The organism is Pseudoxanthomonas sp. PXM03, assembly GCF_014852005.1.
Taxonomy (GTDB): domain Bacteria; phylum Pseudomonadota; class Gammaproteobacteria; order Xanthomonadales; family Xanthomonadaceae; genus Pseudoxanthomonas_A.
Window position 1 is genome coordinate 405,346 of the sequence record NZ_JACVAU010000003.1, and the last position, 21,510, is coordinate 426,855.

A 21,510-nucleotide genomic window follows, 5' to 3' on the forward strand; every position below is an offset into this window, starting at 1 on the left:
CTTGGTCGTACAGGCAGTATAGAACGCGGGAATGGAGACGGCGGGGTCAATGCCGCGCGTCTCCATGACTCACCGCCGGATCATGCTTCCGGCGGCGCCTCGGTGGCGTCCGGCGCGGCAGGTGTGATGCCGACGCCTTCGATGACCTCATCCTCCTCGAGCGAGGCATCCAGGCGTTCTACCGCCTGCAACGTCTCGCCATCGGACAGGCGGATCAGGGTAACGCCCTGGGTATTGCGTCCGACCTGCGAGATTTCCGCCGCACGGGTACGCACCAGCGTGCCACCATCGGAGATCAGCAGGACTTCGTGGTGGTCGGACAGCTGGATGGCACCGACCAGGCGGCCGTTGCGCTCGGTGGTCTTCAGCGCAATCACGCCGCGGGTACCACGCCCCTTGCGCGGGTAGTCGGCCACCGGGGTGCGCTTGCCATAGCCGCGCTCGCTGGCGGTCAGGATATCGCCTTCGCCATCGACCACGACCAGGCTGACGACCTCGGAGCCGGCCTCGGGCAACGCTGGCACGCCATCGGCATCGCCCGCCTCTCCCTCGTCCTGCTCACCCTCGATCTCGGCATCGGCGCCCGCGGCAAGGCGCATGCCACGCACGCCGGTCGCAGTGCGACCCATCGCGCGGACCAGCGACTCGGAGAAGCGCACGGCACGGCCGTTGGACGCGAACAGCATCACGTCGCGCTCGCCATCGGTCAGGGCCACGCCGACCAGCGCGTCCCCTTCGTCGAGGTTGATCGCGATCTTGCCGCGCGCCAGCTTGAAGGCGAATTCCGTCAACGGGGTCTTCTTGACCGTGCCGTTCCTGGTGGCGAAGAAGACGTAGCGGCCTTCTTCGTAGGCGCGCACCGGCACCACCGCCTGCACCTTCTCGCCTGCTTCCAGCGGGATCCAGTTGATGATCGGACGGCCACGCGCGTTGGAGCCGGCTTCCGGCAACTGGTACACCGGCAGCCAGAACACCTTGCCGCTGCTGGTGAAGGTCAGCAGCGTGTCGTGCGTATTGACCAGCCACAGCTGGTCGATGAAATCCTCTTCCTTGGTCGCCGCCGCGCTGCGGCCACGGCCGCCACGCTTCTGCGCGCGATAGGCACTGGCCGGTTGGCGCTTGGCGTAACCCGCATGCGACAGCGTGACCACCATGTCTTCCGGCGCGATCAGGTCGAGGATGTCCAGGTCTTCTTCGCTGTGGCGGATCTCGCTGCGGCGCTCGTCGCCGAACTCGGCCTTGACGTTCAGCAGTTCGTCGCGGATCACCTGCAGCAGCACGTCCGGGTTTTCCAGGATGCGGATCAGCCCGGCGATGACCTCCAGCAACTGCCGGTATTCCTCGGTCAGCTTTTCCTGCTCCAGGCCGGTCAGGCGGTGCAGACGCATTTCCAGGATCTGCGTGGCCTGCGCCTCGCTGAGCTGGTAGCGGCCATCGACGAAACCGATCGCCGCCGGCAGGTCTTCCGGACGCGAGGCCTCGGCGCCGGTGGCCGCCAGCAGCGCGCCGACCAGGCCCGGCTCCCAGGTCTTGGCCAGCATGCGCTCGCGCGCTTCCTGCGGATTGGCCGACGTCTTGATCAGCTCGATCATCTCGTCGATGTTGGCGAGCGCGACCGTCAGGCCTTCCAGGATGTGCGCGCGGTTGCGCGCCTTGCGCAGTTCGAAGATGGTCCGGCGGGTCACCACTTCGCGACGGTGGCGCACGAACGCTTCCAGCATCTGCTTCAGATTGAGCAGCTGCGGACGGCCATCGACCAGCGCGACCATGTTGATGCCGAACACCGATTCCATTGGCGTCTGCAGGTACAGGTTGTTGAGGACGACCTCGGCCGACTCGCCGCGCTTGACCTCGATGTAGATGCGCATGCCGTCCTTGTCGGACTCGTCGCGCAGCTCGCTGATGCCCTCGAGCTTCTTTTCCTTGACCAGCTCGGCGATCTTCTCGATCAGCCGGGCCTTGTTCACCTGGTACGGGATCTCGGTGACGATGATCGACTCGCGGCCGTTGTCGTCGTTGACCTCGATGTCGGCCTTGGCGCGCATGCGCACGCGGCCGCGGCCGGTGCGGTAACCGGCGATGATGCCGGCGGTGCCGTTGATGATGCCGCCGGTGGGGAAATCCGGACCGGGGATGTACTGCATCAGGCCGTCGACATCCAGTTCCGGATTGTCGATCAGCGCGATCAGGCCGTTGACCACTTCCGACAGGTTGTGCGGCGGGATGTTGGTCGCCATGCCCACCGCGATACCGGCCGAGCCATTGACCAGCAGGTTCGGGAAGCGCGTCGGCAGGACCGTCGGCTCCTGTTCCTTCTCGTCGTAGTTGGGCTGGAAATCGACGGTTTCCTTGTCGATGTCCGCCAGCAGCTCGTGGGTGAGCTTGGCCATGCGGGCTTCGGTGTAACGCATGGCGGCCGCGGAATCGCCGTCGACCGAACCGAAGTTGCCCTGCCCGTCGACCAGCATGTAGCGCAGCGAGAACGGCTGCGCCATGCGCACCAGCGTGTCGTAGACCGACTGGTCGCCGTGCGGGTGGTACTTGCCGATCACGTCACCGACGATACGGGCGGACTTCACGTGCGGCTTGTTGGCGTGGTTGCCCAGTTCGTTCATCGCGAACAGGACGCGCCGGTGGACAGGCTTGAGACCGTCGCGGACATCCGGAAGCGCGCGCCCCACGATCACGCTCATCGCGTAATCGAGATAGCTGCGTCGCATCTCGTCTTCGAGGTTGACGGGGATGATTTCCTTGGCGGTATCGGCCATTCGGGTTCCGTGTTTCTTTGGTTGTCTCGGGCCCGAATCCGGGCCCACACCTTCCCGGCCGGGACAAGTCCGGCGGGGCAGGATCGGGCGGGGATTCCGGCAGGTTCTGCAGCCTGCGGAGTGTATCACAGACACCCCATCCAGCGGACCGTTTCACCCAGAGAAACAAGCACTTATGGCTGCACCTGCCGGCGCGCGGGAGCACCGGGGCGACGACTGCCCGGACCGTGGCGGACCGGAAACGGAAAAGCCCGGCCAAGGCCGGGCTTTTCCGATGGAACTGGTGGGCGGTACAAGTTTCGAACTTGTGACCCCTGCCGTGTGAAAGCAGTGCTCTACCGCTGAGCTAACCGCCCGAAATCATCGGGGCGCGAATGATAAGCGCGGACCGGGCGCCCGGTCAACGCGCCCGCCTTCAGCGATCCTTGGTATCGCACAGCGCACTGACCCGCCTGGGCGGCGCGAAGGCGTCGCTGCGCGCCTCCGGCCAGAAATCGCGGAACACCGCGTGGGACGGCACGCGGTCCAGCAGTTCGCCCGGCTCCAGGAAGCGGTACAGCGCCGCCAGCGACCGCACTTCGATCGGCGACACCCGCCGCAGGATGTGCTCCGGCCCCAGCTGCTGGGGATGCTCCAGCCCCGCCGCGCACAGCATGTCGCGCAGCGCCTTCAAGGTGTTGTCGTGGAACTGCTGCACGCGCACCGACTTGTCGCCCACGTCCAGGTGCTTCCAGCGCGCGGGATCCTGTGTGGCTACGCCGGTCGGACAGCGATCGTTGTGGCAGCTCTGCGACTGGATGCAGCCCAGCGCGAACATGAAGCCGCGCGCGGCGTTGCACCAGTCCGCACCCATCGCCATGGTGCGGGCGATGTCGAAAGCACTGATGATCTTGCCTGCCGCACCGATCCGTATGCGGTCACGCAGATTCAGCCCGACCAGCGTGTTGTGCACCAGCAGCAGCGCCTCGTGCATCGGCACGCCAACGTGGTCGATGAACTCCGCAGGGGCCGCGCCGGTACCGCCTTCCGCACCGTCCACGACGATGAAATCCGGCAACAACCCCGTCTCGTGCATGGCCTTGGCGATGCCGAACCATTCCCACGGGTGGCCGATCGCCAGCTTGAAACCCGTCGGCTTGCCGCCCGACAGTTCGCGCAGGCGGGCGACGAACTGCAGCAGCTCGACCGGTGTGGAGAACGCGGAGTGCTTCGCCGGCGAGACGCAGTCATGCCCCATCGGCACCCCGCGTGTCGCGGAGATCTCCGCACTGACCTTGGCCGCCGGCAATACGCCACCGTGACCCGGCTTGGCGCCCTGGGACAGCTTGAGCTCGATCATCTTCACCTGCGGCGAATGCGCGTTCTCGATGAAGCGCGCCTCGCTGAAGCGCCCCTGCCCGTCGCGGCAACCGAAGTAGCCCGAGCCGATTTCCCACACCAGGTCCCCGCCCTTCTCGCGGTGGTAGGGCGAGATCGAACCTTCGCCGGTGTCGTGGTAGAAATTGCCGCGTCGCGCGCCTTCGTTCAGCGCGCGCACGGCATTGGCCGACAACGAACCGAAACTCATCGCCGAAATATTGAACACGCTGGCCGAATACGGTTGCGCGGTGCCGGCGCCGATCACCACGCGGAAGTCATGCGAATCCACGTGCGCCGGCGCCATCGAATGGTTGATCCATTCATAGTCAACGCCGTAGACATCCTGCTGGCTGCCGAACGGCACCACGTCACTGACGCCTTTCGCGCGCTGGTAGACCAGTGCGCGCTGCTGGCGCGAGAACGGCACTTCCGCCGTGTCGCCCTCGATGAAGTACTGGCGGATCTCGGGACCGACCGATTCCAGCCCGTAACGGAAGTGCGCCAGCACCGGATAGTTGCGCCGCAGCGTGCTGCGCGTCTGCAGCACGTCCCACGTGCCCAGCAGTGCCAGCACGCCGAACACCGCGACACCCCACCACGCTCCCGGCCACATTGACGCGAACGCCAGTGAAGCGGCAGCCAGCAACACGCAGACAGCAAAGGCGAGGTAACGCTGCATCCGGCAGTCTCCCGTGGGCCAGCCACGATTCTATGCCATGCCCTGCGACCGCATGCCGCAGCCACCGCGCAGGGTTGATCCGGATCAATGCCGGTCGAAACGCACGGTGCGACGTTGGCGCCACCACAACCGGGGAGAACACGACATGCATCCGATCCTGCGCGAGATCCTGATGGAGCCGGTGGGCTGGCTGGCCATCGGCGGCAGCATCATCATGGTGGGCATCAGCGTCTTCGTGGCGCTGTTCGTGCGCCGCAAGGTGCGCGAGGAAGAGAAGAAACGGCAACGCTGAGGCGACAGCGGCGCGATGGTGCCCGGAGCCGGAATCGAACCGGCATGGCCTCGCGGCCGGCGGATTTTAAGTCCGATGCGTCTACCAGTTTCGCCATCCGGGCATGCGGATAGCCTGCCTCAGTCACGCCGCATTGGAAAGCGCCTGAACGTACCGATGGACAGACCGGAAAAGAAGAAGCCCCGCATGCGGGGCTTCTTCCGTGCTCACCAGGGAGCGTATATGGAGCGGGAAAAGGGACTCGAACCCTCGACCCCGACCTTGGCAAGGTCGTGCTCTACCAACTGAGCTATTCCCGCGTTGGGAGATCGTGGCGATCCCCGGATTTGGAGGCCTGGGTCGGAATTGAACCGGCGTACGCGGATTTGCAGTCCGCTGCATAACCACTCTGCCACCAGGCCGGTGGCGACCGCGCCAGACTGGCGCAATCACGACGCCTTTTCAAGCGTCCTGCAACACAAAGCCCCGCGAACGGGGCTTTGGGAACCATCCTTCTCAGGACGAAATCTGGAGCGGGAAAAGGGACTCGAACCCTCGACCCCGACCTTGGCAAGGTCGTGCTCTACCAACTGAGCTATTCCCGCGTCGAGAAGGTCGAAATTGTAGCGTCTTGTTTCGGCATGTCAACACTCTTTTCCTCGCCGTCGCGCAGGATGGGCCACGCCGCGAGCAGGTACTGGATGCCCGACCACAGTGTCAGCAGAGCCGCGATGGCGAGCAACCAGTCGCCCAGCAGGAACACCCAGCGGCCCATCCAGATGTCGCCCAGCACCTGCTTGCCGGGGGTGGACGCATACAGCAGGCAGGACAACGCCACCATCTGCACGATGGTCTTGATCTTGCCGAGGGCAGCCACCTTCACCGTGGCGCGCTGGCCGAGTTCGGCCATCCATTCACGCAACGCGGACACCGCGATCTCGCGGCCGACGATGACGGCAGCCCAGATGGCCATCCACATGGTCGGATTGTCCTGCACGATCAGGAACAGCGACACCGCCACCATCAGCTTGTCGGCCACCGGATCGAGGAACGCGCCGAAGGCCGAGTACAGGTGGTAGCGGCGCGCGATCCAGCCATCCAGCCAGTCGGTGACCGCCGCCAGGACGAAGATGAACGCAGCCGCGAAGTTGGTCCACGAATACGGCAGGTAGAACACCAGCACCAGCACCGGGATCAGCACGATCCGCAGCAACGTGAGCCAGGTGGGGACGGTCAACTTCATCGCAGGCTTACTCGGTTCCGGTCTCGGGCATCGGCAGCCCGTGCAGGTTAGCGTAGATTCGCTCGGCCAGTGCGGCATTCACGCCCTCCACACGCGCGATTTCGTCGGCACCGGCGGCCTTGAGGCCCGCCAATCCTCCGAAATGCTTGAGCAGGCTGGCGCGCCGCCGCGGACCGATGCCGGGAATGTCTTCCAGCTTGCTGGTCATGCGCGCCTTCTGTCGCTTGCCGCGATGACCGGTGATCGCGAAACGGTGCGCCTCGTCGCGCACTTGCTGGATCAGTTGCAACGCCGGCGACGCGGGGCCTGGCCGTATTTCCTGGCCGTCAGGCAGCACCAGCGTCTCGTGGCCGGCCCGACGCTCGACGCCCTTGGCAACGCCCACCAGCACCACCCCGTCCACGCCCAGGTCGGCGAGCGCGGCCTGGGCCTGGGCCAGCTGGCCCGCTCCGCCGTCGATGAGCAGGACATCGGGCAGTACCCCGCCCTCCTCCACCGCACGCCGGAAACGGCGCTCGATGGCCTGGTGCATGGCCGCGAAATCATCCCCCGGCGTGATGCCGGTGATGTTGTAGCGCCGGTACTGGGAACGCACCGCACCGTTGGCATCGAAGACCACACATGAAGCGACCGTGGCTTCGCCCATCGTGTGGCTGATGTCGAAGCATTCGATGCGCTTGGCGACGTCGGGCAGCGCGAGCAGCTCCTTCAGCGCTTCGCTGCGCGCGGTCTGGGCGTTGCGGCTGCCCAGCTCGGTCACCAGGGCGATTTCGGCGTTGCGCTTCGCGAGATCCAGGTAGCCGGCGCGTTCGCTGCGGACGTTCCACTTCAACTGGACCTTGCGACCCGCCGCCGAGGCCAGCGCATGCTCGATCAGTTCCGCTTCCGGAATCTCGCGATCAAGGACGATCTCCTGCGGCGCGGGCTGCTCGGCGTAGTACTGCGATACGAACGCACCCAGCACCTCCTCCGCGCTGTCCTCGCCGTTGGTTTTCGGGAAGAACGTGCGCGTGCCCAGGTTGCGGCCGTCGCGGAAGGCCAGCAGCAGCACGCAGGCGTGGCTGCCCTGCATGGCGCAGGCGAGTACGTCCAGGTCGGCAGCATGCCCATCCACGTACTGGCGCGCCTGCAGTGTGCGGATCGACGCCACCAGGTCGCGCAGGCGGGCCGCCTTCTCGAATTCGAGTTCCGCGCTCGCCTGCTCCATCGCCGTGCCGAGCTCGCGCGTGAGTTCGTCGCTGCGTCCGTCCAGGAACAATGCCGCGCGGCGTACCGACTCCGCGTAGTCCGCCTCTTCCACCAGCCCCACGCACGGCCCGCTGCAGCGTCCGATCTGGTACTGCAGGCACGGGCGCGAGCGATTGCGGAACACGCTGTCCTCGCAGTTGCGGATGCGGAACAGCTTCTGCATCAGGTTCAGCGTTTCGCGAACCGCGACCACGCTGGGATACGGGCCGAAATAGCGCCCCGGCACCGCACGGGCGCCACGATGGAATGCGATACGTGGCCATTCCTCGCGCGTGAGCAGCACGTAGGGATAGCTCTTGTCGTCGCGCAGCAGCACGTTGTAGCGCGGCGTCAGCGACTTGATCAGCTGGTTCTCCAGCAGCAGTGCTTCGGCCTCCGTGCGGGTGACGGTCACGTCCATGCGTGCGACCTGCGACAGCATCGAAAGAATGCGCGGCGACTTGGGCGAACTGTTGAAGTAGCTGGCGACGCGCTTGCGCAGCGCGCCGGCCTTGCCGACGTACAGCAGGGCGTCGTCTGCGGCGTACATGCGGTACACGCCGGGCGCCGTGCTCAAGCCGGCAGCGAACGCCTTGCCGTCGAATTCCGCCTGGGGACTGCCGCTCATTCGTCGATCGGAACGTGGCTCAATTCGCCGGTGGCGATATCGTAGCGCAGCACTGCGTGTGCATCCGTCTCCGCGATCCATACCGCGCCTGCGGCGACGGAGAGACCCGCCGGACCCTGCAGGGCCCGAGGCAGCGCCACCGTGGTCAGTTCGCCGCCACCCAGGCGCAGGGTGCGCAGGCTGCCGTTGCCGCTGTCGGCAATCCACATGACCGGTGCATCGGGACTCAGTGCGATGGCCTGCGGATGCTGGAGGCGCGCGCGGTCACGGGGGCCATCCTCGGCACCGAACGTCCACGCGCCCTGCCCGATCAGCGTCTGCACGATATCGCCACGCAATTGCATCGAACGCACCGCCGAACCGACCGCATCGCAGACGTAGAGCGTCTGCAGCACGGCCGCCAGCCCGGCCGGCTGCGCGAAGGCCGCCATCGGCCCGCTGCCATCGCGGACATCGAGTTGCCCGGAGCCGGCCCGCGGGCGGATCTCGCGCGTGCCCAAGTCGTAGCTCCACACGCGGTTGTCGCCCGCCATCGCGAGGAATATCTGGTTGTTGTTCACCACCAGCGCCTGCGGCTGGTTGAGCGCCACGTTGCGGGGCGCGGCGACCACGCCCTCGGTCGGTTCGCCAGCACGGCCGTTGCCGCAGAGCGTATCCACGGTGCTGGTGGGCAGATTGATGCGCCGCAGGGCATGGTTTCCGGTGTCCGCCACGTACAGCGACTCGCGCACCAGGGCCAGACCCTGCGGACGGCGGAATGCGGCGTGGTTGAGCTCACCATCGGCCAGGTCGGGTGTCCCCATGCCGAACTGCCGGATCACCCGCCCCAGGTGATTGCACTCCAGCACGCGGTGGTGGCCGCTGTCGGCGACGAACAGGCGATCAGGCGTGGCCACCAGTCCGGCAGGGAAACACAGCGGCATCCGGGGTTCCGGATGAGCCTCGCGGAACGCCCGCAGGTCGTCGTCCGGTGGCACATGCAATCCATCGCACAGGCGCGCGATGTGCCGCTCCAGTTCGGCCAGTCCATCCGCACCCACGATCCGGTGCTGGACCTGGCCTTCGCCATCGATGAGCAGGACCGTCGGCCACGATTCCACCCCGAAGCGCTGCCACGCCACCCAGTCCGCGTCGTGCGCGAGCGGCAGCACGTTGCCGTGCCGGCGCAAGCGTTTGAGGGCGCTTTGCGGGTCGCGCTCGCTGTCGAAGCGCGGCACGTGGATGGCCAATGCCTGCAGCCGGCCCAGGTGGCGGGCCTGCAGTACGGCCAGGTCATTGAGCCGCTGCGCGCACCAGGCCGAGGCGCTGTTGACGAAGGCCAGCGCCACGATACGACCCCGCTGTTCGTGCAGCGTGGTCGCTGGTGCATTCAGCCATTGCAGGGCACGCGGCAGTTCGGGGGCCAAGGTCATGTCCGTCATCTTCCCTGATTATGCCCAAGTCTCATTCCGGGGAGAGCCGGGCCACGACCGCCTGTGCGGCGGAATCGACCAGTCGCCAGACCCGCTGGAAGTCCTCCGGCCCGCCCGTATAGGGGTCCGGTACTTCGCCTCCGGCCTGCACGCCGGCCCATTCCAGCAGCAGTGCCACCCGGTCGCGTCGGGTTGCAGGCGCGATCCGCAACACGTCGCGCAGGTTCGCGCGGTCGGCGCAGAGCAGCCAGTCGAAGGCATCGAAATCACGTGCGGACAGCTGGCGTGCGCGCTGCATGCCGATATCGACGCCATGGCCGCGGGCACAGGCGATGGCCCGGCGATCCGGCGATTCACCGGCATGCCAGCCACCGGTGCCAGCCGAATCCACCTCCACCTGACCGGCCAGCGACGACGCCTCCAGCCGGGCGCGCAGCGCGCCTTCGGCCATCGGAGAGCGGCAGATGTTGCCCAGGCAGACGACCAGCAGCTTCACGGGTCCGCGCCCCGCAGGATGGACTCCGCGCGGGCAAGGTCTTCGGGGGTGTCCACGCCCGGTGGAAACGGCTCGGGCGTCAGCGCCACGGCGATGCGGTGGCCGGCTTCGAGTGCCCGCAACTGCTCCAGCGACTCGACCTGCTCCAGCCGGCCGGGCGGCATCTGCGAGAACCGGCGCAGGAAGCCGGCGCGATAGGCGTAGATGCCGATGTGGCGCAGCCACTGACCGGGCGGGAGGGCATCGCGCGACTGCGCGAAGGCATCGCGGTGCCAGGGGATCGGCGCACGACTGAAGTACAGCGCATCGCCATTGGCGGCACGCACCAGTTTGACTGCGTTCGGGTCGAACAAGGTGGCCGCGTCGTCCACGGATACCGCCAGCGTCGCCATCTCCGCGCCACTGGACGCCAGCGTGTCGGCAACCGCCCGGATGCCGGCCGGCGGTGCGAACGGTTCGTCGCCCTGGAGATTCACCACCAGCGCGTCGTCGGCCCATCCGGCGATGTCGGCACACTCGGCCAGGCGGTCGCTGCCTGAGGCATGTCGTTCGGACGTCATCGCCACACATACCTCGGTGGCCACCAATGCATCACGGATGCGGGTGTCATCCGTGGCGACCCAGACTTCGCGCGCACCGGCGGCCAGCGCGCGGCGCGCCACATGGACGACCAGCGGCGTGCCGCCGAGGAGGCGCAGCGGTTTGCCGGGCAGCCGCGACGCGGCATAGCGGGCAGGAATGGCGACGATGAAATCGGTCATCGGGATCCGGATCGGGTCAGGGATGAAGGGAGCGATCTACTTGGCATCGGCTGCTGGCGGACGCGCGCGGCCCAACCGGTCCAGCAATGCGATCCAGAACGCCTCCGGCAGCCTCGCCGCCACCGGCACGCTGTAGAACCAGTTGTTGGCGAATGCGGCGCACTTCACCGCATCCTTCTCGGTCATGAGGACCGGCAGTTCGCTGCCGAACGCGAAATCTTCCGCGCGGTACGCATGATGGTCCGCGAACGCATGCGGCACCACGCCCAGCCCCTGCCTCCGCAACATGGCGAAGAAGCGGGCCGGATTGCCGATGCCCGCCACCGCATGCACGCGCTGGCCGGCGAAACCCGCCAGCGGCTTCGGCCGGCCGCCACGCAACGGCAGCGCGTCATCGGCCTGCAACTGCATCGGCCATTCACCGAAGGCGGCCGTGTCATCGGACGACGGCAGGTTCACCACCCGGAACCCGCACGTCGCCGCGCGCGCCACGGGCTCGCGCAGCGGGCCGGCGGGCATGAGCCGTCCATTGCCGTAGCGGCGCGCGCCATCGATCACCTCGATCTCCACGTCGCGCTGCAGGCGGTAGTGCTGCAGTCCGTCGTCGCAGATCACCACGTCGCAACCGGCGGCCACCAGGGCCTTGGCGGCTGCGACACGATCACGGTCCACGCGCACCCGCGTGCCGGTATGCCGCGCAATGAGGACGGGCTCGTCACCCCCCTCTTCCGGCGGGGTCGCCGCATCCACCCAGCGCGCCTGCGCCTCGTCGCGGCGGCCGTAACCGCGGCTCGCCACGCCCGGCCTGAAACCCGCTGCGCGCAATCGCTCCATCAGCGCGATGGTCAAGGGCGTCTTGCCGGTGCCGCCGGCCGTGATGTTGCCCACCACGATGACCGGCACGCCCACCCGTTGCTGGCGGAGCAGCCCAATCCCGTACAGCCAGCTGCGCAGGGCAACCAGCACCCCGTACACGCGAGCGAGCGCACGGGCCCACAGGGGCACCCGCCCGTCGCCAAACCAGTAATCCGGCGGTTGCGGCATCGCGCGCTGGCTCACCCCGCCTCACCCTCGCGGAACTGCATCTGGTGCAAATGTGCGTACAGCCCGCCTCGTGCCAGCAGTTCGGCGTGCGTGCCCTGCTCGACCAGACGGCCCTGGTCCAGCACGAGCACCTGGTCGGCGTGCTCGATGGTCGACAGGCGATGCGCGATGACCAGCGTCGTGCGGTCCGGCATCAACTTCTGCAGGGCGTTCTGCACCAGCCGCTCGGATTCGTTGTCGAGCGCGGCCGTGGCCTCGTCGAGGATCAGGATCGGCGCGTCCTTCAACATCGCGCGGGCGATCGCCAGGCGTTGGCGCTGGCCACCGGACAGGCGTCCCCCCTTGTTGCCGATCGGCGCCTGCATGCGCTCGGGCATCTCCTGCACGAACTCCATCGCGTTGGCGCCACGGACGGCCTCTTCCATCGCCGTGGCCTCGGCTCCCTGCAGTTCGCCATACGCCACGTTCGCGGCCACGGTACCGTCAAACAGCATCACCTGCTGCCCCACCAGCGCGATCTGCCGGCGCAGGTCCGCGAGCCGGTAGTCCTGCAGCGGATGGCCGTCGAGCAGGATCTGGCCGGATTCGGCCTCGTAGAAGCGCGGGATTAGCTTGATCAGCGTCGACTTGCCGCTGCCGGAACGCCCGACGATGGCGGTGACGGTACCCGGGCGCGCGGTGAAGCTGATGCCCTCCAGCGCCGGCCGGCTCTGGCCGGGATAGCGCGTGGTGATGTCGCGGAATTCAAGCAGTCCCTTCGAGCGCCCGAGCGCGCGGCTGCCCACATCCCGCTCATCCTCGGCATCGAGCACGGAGAACAGGCGCTGTGCCGAGGCGACGCCCCGCTGCAGCATGTTCTGCACGTTGGTCAGCTGTTTGAGGGCCGGGATGATGGCCATCATGGAAATCATCAGCGTGACGAATCCACCTGCGGTCAAGCGCCCGGCCATCGCCTCGCGCCCGGCGAAGAACAGCAGCAGGGCCAGTCCGACCGAGCCCATCAACTGCACCATCGCCGACGATATGCTGCGGGTGGCTTCTACCTTCATCGCCAGCCTCAGGTTCGCGTTGGCCAGGCCGGCATATCGCGTCAACTCGCTCTGCTGTGCGCCGTAGACCTTGACCTCCTGCTGGTTGGACAGGGTCTGGTCGGCGGCCTGCATCATCTCGGAGCCGCTTTCCTGGATGCGATGGCTGATGCGCCGGTAGCGCTTGGCCACCTTGTCCATGATCCAGGCCAGCGGCGGCGCCATGACCAGGATGGCCAGCGTGACCTGCCAGCTGGTGATGAACATCACCACCAGTGCCGCGATGATCTGCAGCACCTGCTGCAGCATGACCTTCATCGCATCGACGGCGGCCTGCGCCATCTGGTCGGCATCGGACCCCAGGCGCACCAGCATCGCAGGCACGGGTTCGGTATCGAAACGCAGGCCCGGCAACCGCAGGTACTTGCCCAGCACGTTCACGCGCACGTCGCGGGCGATGCTGCGCGCTGCCTTGCCCATGCCCATGTCGGTGATGTAACCGGCGATGCCGCGGATGACGAACAGGCCCACGATGGCCAACGGCAGCAACAAGCTCTTGGCCTTGTCGCGATCGATGAAGGTCTCGTTGACCACCGGTTCCATCAGCTTGCTGAACGCACCGCCCGCCGCTGCCTCGATCAGCATGCCGACAGCGGCCAGCGCCAGCAGCCCGCGGTATGGCCTGGCAAAGCCCATCAGCCGCTTGTAGACCTGCCACGCAGAGCCGTCGCGGCTCACTTCTTCGCCTCCGGCGCGGTGGCGATGTTGATTTTCCGGAAACCCAGCTGGCCCAGCGCGTCCAGCGCCGTCACCACCGCCTGGTGCGGCGTGCGCGCATCGGCGCGCAACAGCACGGGGCGGCTGCGGTCACTGCCCGCCACCTGCTGCACCGTCTGCTTCAGGGCGTCGATGTCGGGGCGGAGGACTTCATGTTCGTCCACGAAGTAGCGCCCGTCCGCATTGACCAGCACGCTCAGCGCCTTGACCTGCGCCGCCACCGGCTCGCCATGGGCGCTGGGCAGTTGGAGCTGCAGCATCGAGCGAGCGTCGAACGTGGTGGTGATGACGAAGAAGATGATCAGCACCAGGATCACGTCGATCAACGGCACGAGGTTGATCTCGGGCTCTTCCTGCGCGCGGTCGTCGCGGATGCGCATGCGGCCGGCCTCAGGCGCTGGCGGGTGCCGGCGCGACCACGCCGGACGGGCGTGCCACCGGGCGGGGATGGCGGGCTTCCAGCGCATCGACCAGCGCCGTGGCTTCCTTCTCCATCTCCATCACGTAGCCGGTGACCTTGCCGCGGAAATAGCGGTGGAACAGCAGCGCCGGGATGGCCACGATCATGCCTGCGGCAGCGCACACGAGTGCCTTGCCGATGCCCCCCGCCAGCGCGTTGACATCGCCCACGCCACTGTCCTGGATGCCCAGGAACATCTGGATCATGCCCACCACGGTGCCCAGCAGGCCCAGCAGCGGACCGGCGGAGGCGATGCTGCCGAGGGCGTTGAGGAATTTCTCCATCCGGTGGACGACATGCCGGCCGGTGTCCTCGATGCGCTCGCGGATCTGCTCGCGCGGCTTGTTGCGCACATCCAGCGCCGCCGCCAGCACTTCACCCAGGGGCGAGTTGCGGCGCAGCGAATCGATGTGCGCCGCCTCAAGCTGCCCGCGGCCGGCCCACGCGCGCACTTCCTCACCCAGGCCGGGCGGCAGGATTTCCTTGCGGCGCAGCGACCAGAAGCGTTCCACCACGATGGCCAGGGCCAGTATGCCGAGCAGCAGCAGCGGGATCATCGGCCAACCGCCGGCCTTCACCAGTTCCAGCACGTTCAGTCCTCCGGCACATCGGGCCGTCCTTCTTCCAGCCGATAGGATAGCCCACCGGCCCGCTGGCGCCGCACGGCATCCCACCAGCGTGGCCGGTCGTGACGCCGTTCACGCACGCACAGCCCATCGCCACCCAGCCATATGCGCAACGCACCACCGGACTGTGTGTCAAGCAATTCACCGCCCCGTGACTGCCAGCGGGCCACCACCTGGGCCCGCGGATGCCCGAAGCGGTTGCCTGCCCCGCTGGAATTCACGGCAAGCCGGGGCGACGTGGCGGCCACGAATGCCGGATCGGAGGAGCCGGCACTGCCGTGATGCGGCAGCACGACGACCTCCGACCTGAGCGAGCCCGCATCGCGATGGACCAGTCCGCGCTCGACGATGGCGCCGATGTCGCCCGGCAGCAGGACGCCCCCATGCGGCGTGTCCATCTTCAGCACGCAGCTCGCCTCGTTGCCCAGGTACGGAAAGTAGAGGCCCGGATGCAGGAAGCTGAAGCGCACGCCGTCCCACGTCCATGACGCGCCCGCCACGCAAGGCGCCCGCACATCCAGCGGGCTGCCCGGCGGCGCCAACACCGCCTGCACCGGAAAGGCATCGCGGACGGCATCGGCGCCGCCGGCATGATCGTTGTCGGCATGGCTGATCACCATCGCATGCAGGCGCGATACCCCCAGCGCACGCAGAGCCGGTACCACGGCCCGCTCGCCCGCATCGAAACCTTCCTCGACGGCGGGCCCCGCGTCGAACAGCAATACGTGGTGTGCCGTGCGTACCAGCACGGCCAGCCCCTGCCCCACATCGATCACCACCAGTTCGACTTCACCTTCGCGCGGCAACTCGCGATCGGGCCACAGCAGTGGCAGCCACAACAGCAACGCAAGCGTTTTCCCCGGTACACCACGCGGCAGCAGCAACCAGAACCCGCCCCCCAGCGCCAGCCAAAGCGCCCATGCGCGACTTTCGGGCAGCCACCACAACGCATAGGGATGTTTCGCCAGGCCTTCGAAGAGCTCCCAGCTCCACTCGAAGCACGCCGCAGCGGCGCGCCATGCCCATGCACCCGCACCCACGTGCACCGTTTCCAGCCCTGTCCCGAGCAAGGACAGCGGCACCACCACCAGGCTCCACCATGGAATTGCAAGCAAGTTGGCCACCGGGCCTGCGAGCGAAGCCTGGCCGAACAACACAACGGTAAAGGGCAGCAGGCCTACCGTAGCCACTCCTTGGGCTGGCAGGAACGCCTTCGCCCAATGCTGCGAGGCCGGCAGGCACCATGCCAGCCACGCCACACCGCCAAAGCTCAGCCAGAAACCTGCCGCCAGCAGCGACAAGGGGTCGAACACCAGTACGGCCAGCATCGCCAGCGCCAATGCGTCGACCAGCCGCACATGGCGCCGTGCCAGCCGCGCGATCACCACCACCGCGATCATCAGCACGGTGCGTACCGTCGGCAGCGCGAAGCCGGCGACGGCGGCGTATCCCAGCGCGCCGGACAACGCCAGTGCGCCTGCCGCCTGCGGACGTGGAATCCTCCTCGACAGCGCGGGAAACAAGCTCCACACCCCCGCCCCACCCAAGGCACAGAATCCCGCCACCAGCCCCACGTGGAATCCGGAGATGGCGATCAGGTGGGTCAGGCCCGTGGCACGCAGCACCTGCCAGTCGGCGTCCTCCAGCGCCCGCGTGTCTCCCAGTGCCAGCGCCTGCACGAAGCGCGCCGACGGACCGGGCGTCGCACGTCCGATCCTGTCGGCCATGTCGCTGCGCCACGCCTCAATACCCCCTCCCGGCGACAGCCGACGCGCACGCGTGGCATCGCGCACGTAGCCCATGGCGCTGATGCGCTGGGCCGCCGCATGGCGTTCCGCATCCACGCCGCCGGGATTGGCCAGCCCGCGCGGCGCCCGCACGCGAACCTCGAACTGCCACCGCTCGCCCGCACCCAGTTGCATGCGAGGTCCAGGCTTCGTCGCACCGAAATCGTCGTACCACGCCAACCGGATCTGCCTGCCACGCAATGGCGCGGGTTGACGTTCCCCGTCATCAACGCGCAGCAGGAAGCGGGTTCGCCGCGCCTGTGGGTCAGGCAGGCCGACCACCTGCCCGCTGACTACCACGTCACGCCCTTCCCATGCCACAGGCAGCTGTGAACCCAGGCTCCACGCCGCATGCAGTCCTGCCCATCCGATACCCGCCAACGCGGCGCCCAGCCAACGCCACCGGGAGGGAGACAACCATCCGACGAGCCCGAGCGCGAGCGCGCACCCCAGGATCGCCATCGCGGGCAGCGCAGGACGCCAGAGCATGACGACCATGCCGAGCAACAAGGCAGCCGTGCACGCCATCCCGAACGGCGGCAACGGCAGCGTCCGCATGCCCGTCGGTTCCATGTCAGCGGTCCAGGGGACTGAGCACCGCGCCAGCGCCCCGATTGAGGACGTGTGTGTATATCTGGGTCGTCGCGACGTCCTTGTGCCCGAGCAGTTCCTGCACGGTGCGGATGTCGTAGCCGCTTTCGATCAGATGGGTGGCGAAGGAGTGGCGCAGCGTGTGCGCGGTCACCGGCTTGGTGATGCCCGCCGATACCCGCGCCCGCTTGAGCGCCCGCGCCAGCATCGCCTCGTCCAGGTGGTGGCGTCGCCACCGGTCATCGCGTGGATCCAGACTGAGGTTCCGCGCGGGGAACACGTACTGCCACCCCAGTTCGCGCCCGGCGCTCGGATACTTGCGCGAAAGCGCATGCGGAAGCCAGACCTCTCCCGCACCCTGCGCCAGGTCTTGCTGGTGCAGGACGTGCACGCGCTCCACCTCCGCCTGCAACGCCGGCACCAGGGACGCAGGCAACACCGTCCGGCGATCCTTTCCACCCTTGCCCTCCCGCACGGTGATCTCGTTGCGGGCGAAATCGACGTCCTTCACACGCAGGCGCACGCCTTCCATCAATCGCATGCCGCTGCCGTACAGCAGCCGGGCGAGCAGCGCCATGCGTCCGTCCATGTGGGCCAGCAAGGCTCTTACCTCCGAATGCGACAGCACCGTGGGAACCCGCAGCGGTCGTTTGGCGCGCACCACATCGTCCATCCATGCGAGCTTCAGGCCCAGGACCTCGCGATACAGGAACAGCACTGCGGACAGCGCCTGGTTCTGCGTACTCGCCGCCACCTTGCCCTCGACTGCCAGGTTCGTCAGGAATGCCTCGACCTGCACCGCCCCGAGCTCGCGCGGATGACGTTTGCCATTGGCCAGAATGAACCGCCGGATCCATCCCAGGTAAGCCCGCTCGGTGCGCAAGCTGTAATGGCCCACGCGCAACCTGCGCGTGACTTCCTCCATCAACCCCACGCGCCCTACCGCCCCCGGGCCCGATACCGCCCCGTCTCCCGACTGATATTCCATAGCCCCTGCATTCCATGCGACTAATGCAGGCAACGTCGCATCCGCGCTGCACCAAGGCCATCAGCCAAACGATTGATCCAGCATAGGAAAACCCCGATTGACGCCCACAAGGCAAGCCTGAATACTCCGCGCTATTACCCCGGAATGGGGTCTACTAGGTGTTAGGCCCAGTCAGACATTCTCAAAGGCCCTATCCATGCTCAACCGCGCCTTTCTTCTCGGCACACTGTTACTAGCTAGCGGGGCATCCTTAGCCAAGCCCAGCACTGAGCTTCCTGAAGCACTACGCTCGGCCGAGGCTTATGTCTCAAGCCATAAAATTTCAAACACCCACCGTTACCTTGCTAGCATCTCGTGGCATGAGGAGCCAGGCCACCCAGAGAAAAGTTGCTGGTCGGTCATGTGGCTACCAAACGAGCTAGCGTTTGATGCCCAGCTGGTCGTGTGGGTGTGCGGCGATGGCAGGATCAGCCACCAAGCTGGCGGCTGGGCCTAACAATTCATTCAAGCCGAACCCGCTTCGCGGGTCGGCTTAATTCTGGTGTTAGGCAGCATGGACATAGATCAGGTTGCCGTTGTTGAGATCGATCTAGACGGTCGCTTGCTTGTTGCGCCAGCAACCCACGAGTTTCCGTTCGCATACCGCGAGGCAATGGAGGTGTCATGGGACCCAGCCACCCGAACACTCGGCTCCCCAATTCCGCGGGAATGGAGCTACGGCCGTTGGTTTCAACAAATCCAATCGGTCGCATCTGCGCAAGGCGTAGCGCTTGTCTTGGGTTCCAGCACCCGCTGGGTCAACGTGCCTGCTGATATCCAGACAGACATCTCGGAGGCAGCGGTTCATGCTGCCTAACAATTCATTCAAGCCGAACCCGCTTCGCGGGTCGGCTTAATTCCGGTGTTAGGGGGCTTGGGTAGTGTCATCGCTAAAACCACTAAAGTCCGTAGCGCACAACGTTTGCCACCAGTTCGCGAGCACAATGAACTACTGGGGCGGCGATTACGCTATCAATCATCTGGCCCGATCGGCCGGTAGCGCCGGCAACCTTGTCACGGTAGATCTCCTTGCTGGTACATCAAGCCCTGAACTCTCTGGCGAAGGAGCGCATGCCCCTCAGCTGCTTGCCCAAGAACTCCCACAACTTCTTGCAAAGGAAGGCTTCGCCACCGACTTGCTTGCCAGTGCCACCGCTACGTACCGGTTCCGCGGTCCATTGCCGGAGCCGGGCGGGTCCGTGGCGTACGATTGCCGAGTAGAGTTCACAACAACCGGGGGCCGCTCTTACTCAGCCGAGCTTTCAGAGCTCAACGCTCCGTAGCCACCCCCTAACAATTCATTCAAGCCGAGCCCGCATCGTTACGGCAACGAGCGGACAGTTGGTCGGGCGGGCCGGCTTAATTCAGGCGTTAGGCCGCATGACCATTCTCACGCAAAGTCCGCTACAAGAAGCAAGGCCACTCAGCTATTTCATCGGGCATCTATTCGAGATTCCTTCTTGGGCGTGGCTGTATGTTGCTGCCGACACATCGGAAATCTCGCTACACACGCCTTGCTACGCCCAAGCATTCGATGCCCGCGAAATGACTGATGCCGAGATGGACGCGTTCGAGGACCATGTGGCCGGAGCCGGGGTCAAGCGCTTTCTCAACTCCGATCAACTCCAAGAGATCGTGGAGAATGGTAGGCAGCAGCATCCCGCGCCAACGCCGCAGCAAATCATTGACGCCATCGCCTACTATTGGACACATGATGCGTTTATTGAGCTTCCGCCCAATGCGGCCTAACAATTCATTCAAGCCGAACCCGCTTCGCGGGTCGGCTTAATTCCGGCGTTAGACATCGGTGGAACTTTCTAGCGAGCTGACAGAAAAAGCGGACCTGCGCGGAAACGAGTACGCGTGGCGGCCGCAGGACTTTCCGGCCGTTATCGCAAAGGCCCGGGAGCTTGGCTTCGGCTGTCTCGGCGGCCAATTTCAGTTTCGCGCGCCCGGCGCAACGTGCGAGATGTACTGGCTTAGCGCAGACCCCGATGAGCGCATGCCTGGTGAGTTGTGGGCCGACTACTCAGTGCGCTCATGCACTCAAACCGCCGACCGTTTCAAACTGGTGCTAGCTAGCACTGATTTTCTCGCTGAGGCGCGTCGTTGGCCGGATGTGCCACAGTTGGCCGACCCTGCAGCTTCGCCGCTGGACCATCTATGCTTTGTCGCTTACTTCATCGGTGAGCAGCCGGTGTCTAACAATTCATTCAAGCCGACCCCGCTTCGCGGGTCGGCTTAATTCAGGCGTTAGGTGCCATGGGAAGGATTCTTTCCGTCATTGCGAGCATCGTTGCCATCGTCATCCCGTTTGGTGTCGGCTATGCGCTTCGCCCTACTCCAGGGCAAAACACCCACGCGATGATGTGGCTACTCCTGACCGCCGCGAGCTTGGGCGCCTCCACCTTGCTTTCGGGGTTCGCCATCTACTACGGCCAGGCCAGGTTTCGGACGCTACCGGCGCCACGTCCAATGCACCGCAAGATTGAGCTTGGCGTACTGATGCTTCCGCCAGTATTGTTCACCGCAATCGTTGTATTTCGGGTGCTGCGGTCTGGCACCTAACAATTCATTCAAGCCGAACCCGCTTCGCGGGTCGGCTTAATTCAGGCGTTAGAGCCCTTGGTGATCGACCCGAGAACACAAGCTTGGATCCTGTACTCGGTCGCTATCGCGTCGGGTAAAGCTCCGGCATCCCGCACGGATATCTCTGCTGCTGCCGACGCGATCAACCATGCAGTTCCGACGCAACAAGAGCTCAATGGCGCGCTACAGCGGCTTGCTGCTTTTCAACTCGTTGAACCTCGGGGAAATTTTCATGCCCTCACTCCATCCGGGATGGCGCTGTTCCGGGCGGCACAGACGGGTCGTTCCACTGTGACGGCAGTCTGGGCTGCACTCACTAGCGAGCTTGCCGGCATCTCTGGCGGGCTCTAACAATTCATTCAAGCCGAACCCGCTTCGCGGGTCGGCTTAATTCAGGCGTTAGGTTGCAGTGGCAATAACTCGCGCATCTCTGCTCAAAGAGCTCCTGCACTTCAGCCGACCGATCGCTGACGTTGTAAGTGATTTGTCAGCCTTTGGATGGGACGCGGACGAGGACTTAGCTACTTTGGATGCGGCGCATATCTCGGCCGTCCTAAACCGCTTCCTTTCCGGAGATATTTCGGACACAGACGTGGAGGACTGGGCCAATGCCATTGAGTGCCGTGAAGACATTGGGTTCCTCCAGGACCCCCCTGTCGCTGACGCACTTGATGAGTTGGCCAACCCCTTGCTTACCCGGCCACTAACAAGGCAATCTGCCGCGGAATGGGTTGCCA

At 65.9% G+C, this 21,510-nt stretch carries 15 protein-coding genes and 5 tRNA genes; 2 read left to right on the top strand and 18 right to left on the bottom strand.

Annotation, left to right across the window (positions count from 1 at the left end):
• Window positions 1–80 precede the first annotated feature (80 nt).
• The 3 genes from gyrA to IB223_RS16080 form a co-directional block, all read right to left on the bottom strand.
• Window positions 81–2,768: a DNA gyrase subunit A gene (gyrA, locus tag IB223_RS16070; protein WP_192202757.1), complete on the bottom strand. Its 2,688-nt coding sequence runs from the start codon at window positions 2,766–2,768 to the stop codon at window positions 81–83.
• A gap of 281 nt (window positions 2,769–3,049) precedes the next feature.
• Window positions 3,050–3,124, bottom strand: a tRNA-Val gene (locus IB223_RS16075).
• Window positions 3,125–3,183: 59 nt separating this feature from the next.
• Complete coding sequence (locus IB223_RS16080; protein ID WP_192202758.1) at window positions 3,184–4,806, bottom strand: FMN-binding glutamate synthase family protein; 1,623 nt, start codon at window positions 4,804–4,806, stop codon at window positions 3,184–3,186.
• A gap of 145 nt (window positions 4,807–4,951) precedes the next feature.
• On the opposite strand from IB223_RS16080, the gene IB223_RS16085 reads away from it, so the two are divergent.
• Complete coding sequence (locus IB223_RS16085) at window positions 4,952–5,098, top strand: hypothetical protein (RefSeq protein ID WP_192202759.1); 147 nt, start codon at window positions 4,952–4,954, stop codon at window positions 5,096–5,098.
• Between the two features lie 16 nt (window positions 5,099–5,114).
• On the opposite strand, the gene IB223_RS16090 is transcribed toward IB223_RS16085, so the two are convergent.
• The 15 genes from IB223_RS16090 to IB223_RS16160 form a co-directional block, all read right to left on the bottom strand.
• A tRNA-Leu gene (locus IB223_RS16090) sits at window positions 5,115–5,201 on the bottom strand.
• A 120-nt stretch (window positions 5,202–5,321) separates the two neighbouring features.
• Window positions 5,322–5,397, bottom strand: a tRNA-Gly gene (locus IB223_RS16095).
• A 28-nt stretch (window positions 5,398–5,425) separates the two neighbouring features.
• A tRNA-Cys gene (locus tag IB223_RS16100) sits at window positions 5,426–5,499 on the bottom strand.
• Window positions 5,500–5,606: 107 nt separating this feature from the next.
• Window positions 5,607–5,682 (bottom strand) — tRNA-Gly (locus IB223_RS16105).
• Entirely contained in the window at window positions 5,673–6,320 is a 648-nt protein-coding gene (pgsA, locus tag IB223_RS16110) for a CDP-diacylglycerol--glycerol-3-phosphate 3-phosphatidyltransferase (RefSeq protein WP_192202760.1), read from the bottom strand. The genes IB223_RS16105 and pgsA overlap by 10 nt, the downstream gene beginning before the upstream one ends.
• Before the next feature lie 7 nt (window positions 6,321–6,327).
• Window positions 6,328–8,175 carry an excinuclease ABC subunit UvrC gene (gene uvrC, locus IB223_RS16115; RefSeq protein WP_192202761.1) on the bottom strand — a complete coding sequence of 616 codons (1,848 nt, stop codon included), beginning with the start codon at window positions 8,173–8,175 and terminating at the stop codon, window positions 6,328–6,330.
• Window positions 8,172–9,587 carry a hypothetical protein gene (locus tag IB223_RS16120; RefSeq protein ID WP_192202762.1) on the bottom strand — a complete coding sequence of 472 codons (1,416 nt, stop codon included), beginning with the start codon at window positions 9,585–9,587 and terminating at the stop codon, window positions 8,172–8,174. Before IB223_RS16120 ends, uvrC begins: the two co-directional genes overlap by 4 nt.
• Window positions 9,588–9,618: 31 nt before the next feature.
• Window positions 9,619–10,083 carry a low molecular weight protein-tyrosine-phosphatase gene (locus tag IB223_RS16125; protein ID WP_192202763.1) on the bottom strand — a complete coding sequence of 155 codons (465 nt, stop codon included), beginning with the start codon at window positions 10,081–10,083 and terminating at the stop codon, window positions 9,619–9,621.
• On the bottom strand, window positions 10,080–10,844 hold the full coding sequence (kdsB, locus tag IB223_RS16130) for a 3-deoxy-manno-octulosonate cytidylyltransferase (protein ID WP_192202764.1): 765 nt from the start codon (window positions 10,842–10,844) through the stop codon (window positions 10,080–10,082). Before kdsB ends, IB223_RS16125 begins: the two co-directional genes overlap by 4 nt.
• Before the next feature lie 36 nt (window positions 10,845–10,880).
• Window positions 10,881–11,903, bottom strand: coding sequence for a tetraacyldisaccharide 4'-kinase (gene lpxK / locus IB223_RS16135; protein WP_192202765.1), 1,023 nt, complete (start codon window positions 11,901–11,903; stop codon window positions 10,881–10,883).
• Window positions 11,900–13,612, bottom strand: coding sequence for a lipid A export permease/ATP-binding protein MsbA (gene msbA, locus IB223_RS16140; RefSeq protein ID WP_192202804.1), 1,713 nt, complete (start codon window positions 13,610–13,612; stop codon window positions 11,900–11,902). The genes lpxK and msbA overlap by 4 nt, the downstream gene beginning before the upstream one ends.
• Window positions 13,613–13,650: 38 nt before the next feature.
• Window positions 13,651–14,073 (bottom strand): biopolymer transporter ExbD, encoded by a 423-nt coding sequence (locus tag IB223_RS16145; protein ID WP_192202766.1) that lies wholly within the window; start codon window positions 14,071–14,073, stop codon window positions 13,651–13,653.
• Between the two features lie 10 nt (window positions 14,074–14,083).
• Window positions 14,084–14,743 carry a MotA/TolQ/ExbB proton channel family protein gene (locus IB223_RS16150; protein WP_192202767.1) on the bottom strand — a complete coding sequence of 220 codons (660 nt, stop codon included), beginning with the start codon at window positions 14,741–14,743 and terminating at the stop codon, window positions 14,084–14,086.
• Window positions 14,744–14,745: 2 nt separating this feature from the next.
• On the bottom strand, window positions 14,746–17,139 hold the full coding sequence (locus tag IB223_RS16155; RefSeq protein WP_225591132.1) for a DNA internalization-related competence protein ComEC/Rec2: 2,394 nt from the start codon (window positions 17,137–17,139) through the stop codon (window positions 14,746–14,748).
• A 1-nt stretch (window position 17,140) separates the two neighbouring features.
• Entirely contained in the window at window positions 17,141–18,082 is a 942-nt protein-coding gene (locus IB223_RS16160; protein WP_225591133.1) for an integron integrase, read from the bottom strand.
• A 1,482-nt stretch (window positions 18,083–19,564) separates the two neighbouring features.
• On the opposite strand from IB223_RS16160, the gene IB223_RS16170 reads away from it, so the two are divergent.
• Entirely contained in the window at window positions 19,565–19,933 is a 369-nt protein-coding gene (locus IB223_RS16170; protein ID WP_192202770.1) for a hypothetical protein, read from the top strand.
• The last annotated feature ends 1,577 nt before the right edge of the window (window positions 19,934–21,510 follow it).

Coding starts and splice junctions, on each gene's coding strand:
- gyrA (WP_192202757.1), bottom strand. CDS start 2,768: ATGGCCGATACCGCCAAGGAAATCATCCCCGTCAACCTCGAAGACGAG.
- IB223_RS16080 (WP_192202758.1), bottom strand. CDS start 4,806: ATGCAGCGTTACCTCGCCTTTGCTGTCTGCGTGTTGCTGGCTGCCGCT.
- IB223_RS16085 (WP_192202759.1), top strand. CDS start 4,952: ATGCATCCGATCCTGCGCGAGATCCTGATGGAGCCGGTGGGCTGGCTG.
- pgsA (WP_192202760.1), bottom strand. CDS start 6,320: ATGAAGTTGACCGTCCCCACCTGGCTCACGTTGCTGCGGATCGTGCTG.
- uvrC (WP_192202761.1), bottom strand. CDS start 8,175: ATGAGCGGCAGTCCCCAGGCGGAATTCGACGGCAAGGCGTTCGCTGCC.
- IB223_RS16120 (WP_192202762.1), bottom strand. CDS start 9,587: ATGACCTTGGCCCCCGAACTGCCGCGTGCCCTGCAATGGCTGAATGCA.
- kdsB (WP_192202764.1), bottom strand. CDS start 10,844: ATGACCGATTTCATCGTCGCCATTCCTGCCCGCTATGCCGCGTCGCGG.
- msbA (WP_192202804.1), bottom strand. CDS start 13,612: ATGGGCTTTGCCAGGCCATACCGCGGGCTGCTGGCGCTGGCCGCTGTC.
- IB223_RS16145 (WP_192202766.1), bottom strand. CDS start 14,073: ATGCGCATCCGCGACGACCGCGCGCAGGAAGAGCCCGAGATCAACCTC.
- IB223_RS16155 (WP_225591132.1), bottom strand. CDS start 17,139: ATGGAACCGACGGGCATGCGGACGCTGCCGTTGCCGCCGTTCGGGATG.
- IB223_RS16160 (WP_225591133.1), bottom strand. CDS start 18,082: ATGGAGGAAGTCACGCGCAGGTTGCGCGTGGGCCATTACAGCTTGCGC.
- IB223_RS16170 (WP_192202770.1), top strand. CDS start 19,565: ATGACCATTCTCACGCAAAGTCCGCTACAAGAAGCAAGGCCACTCAGC.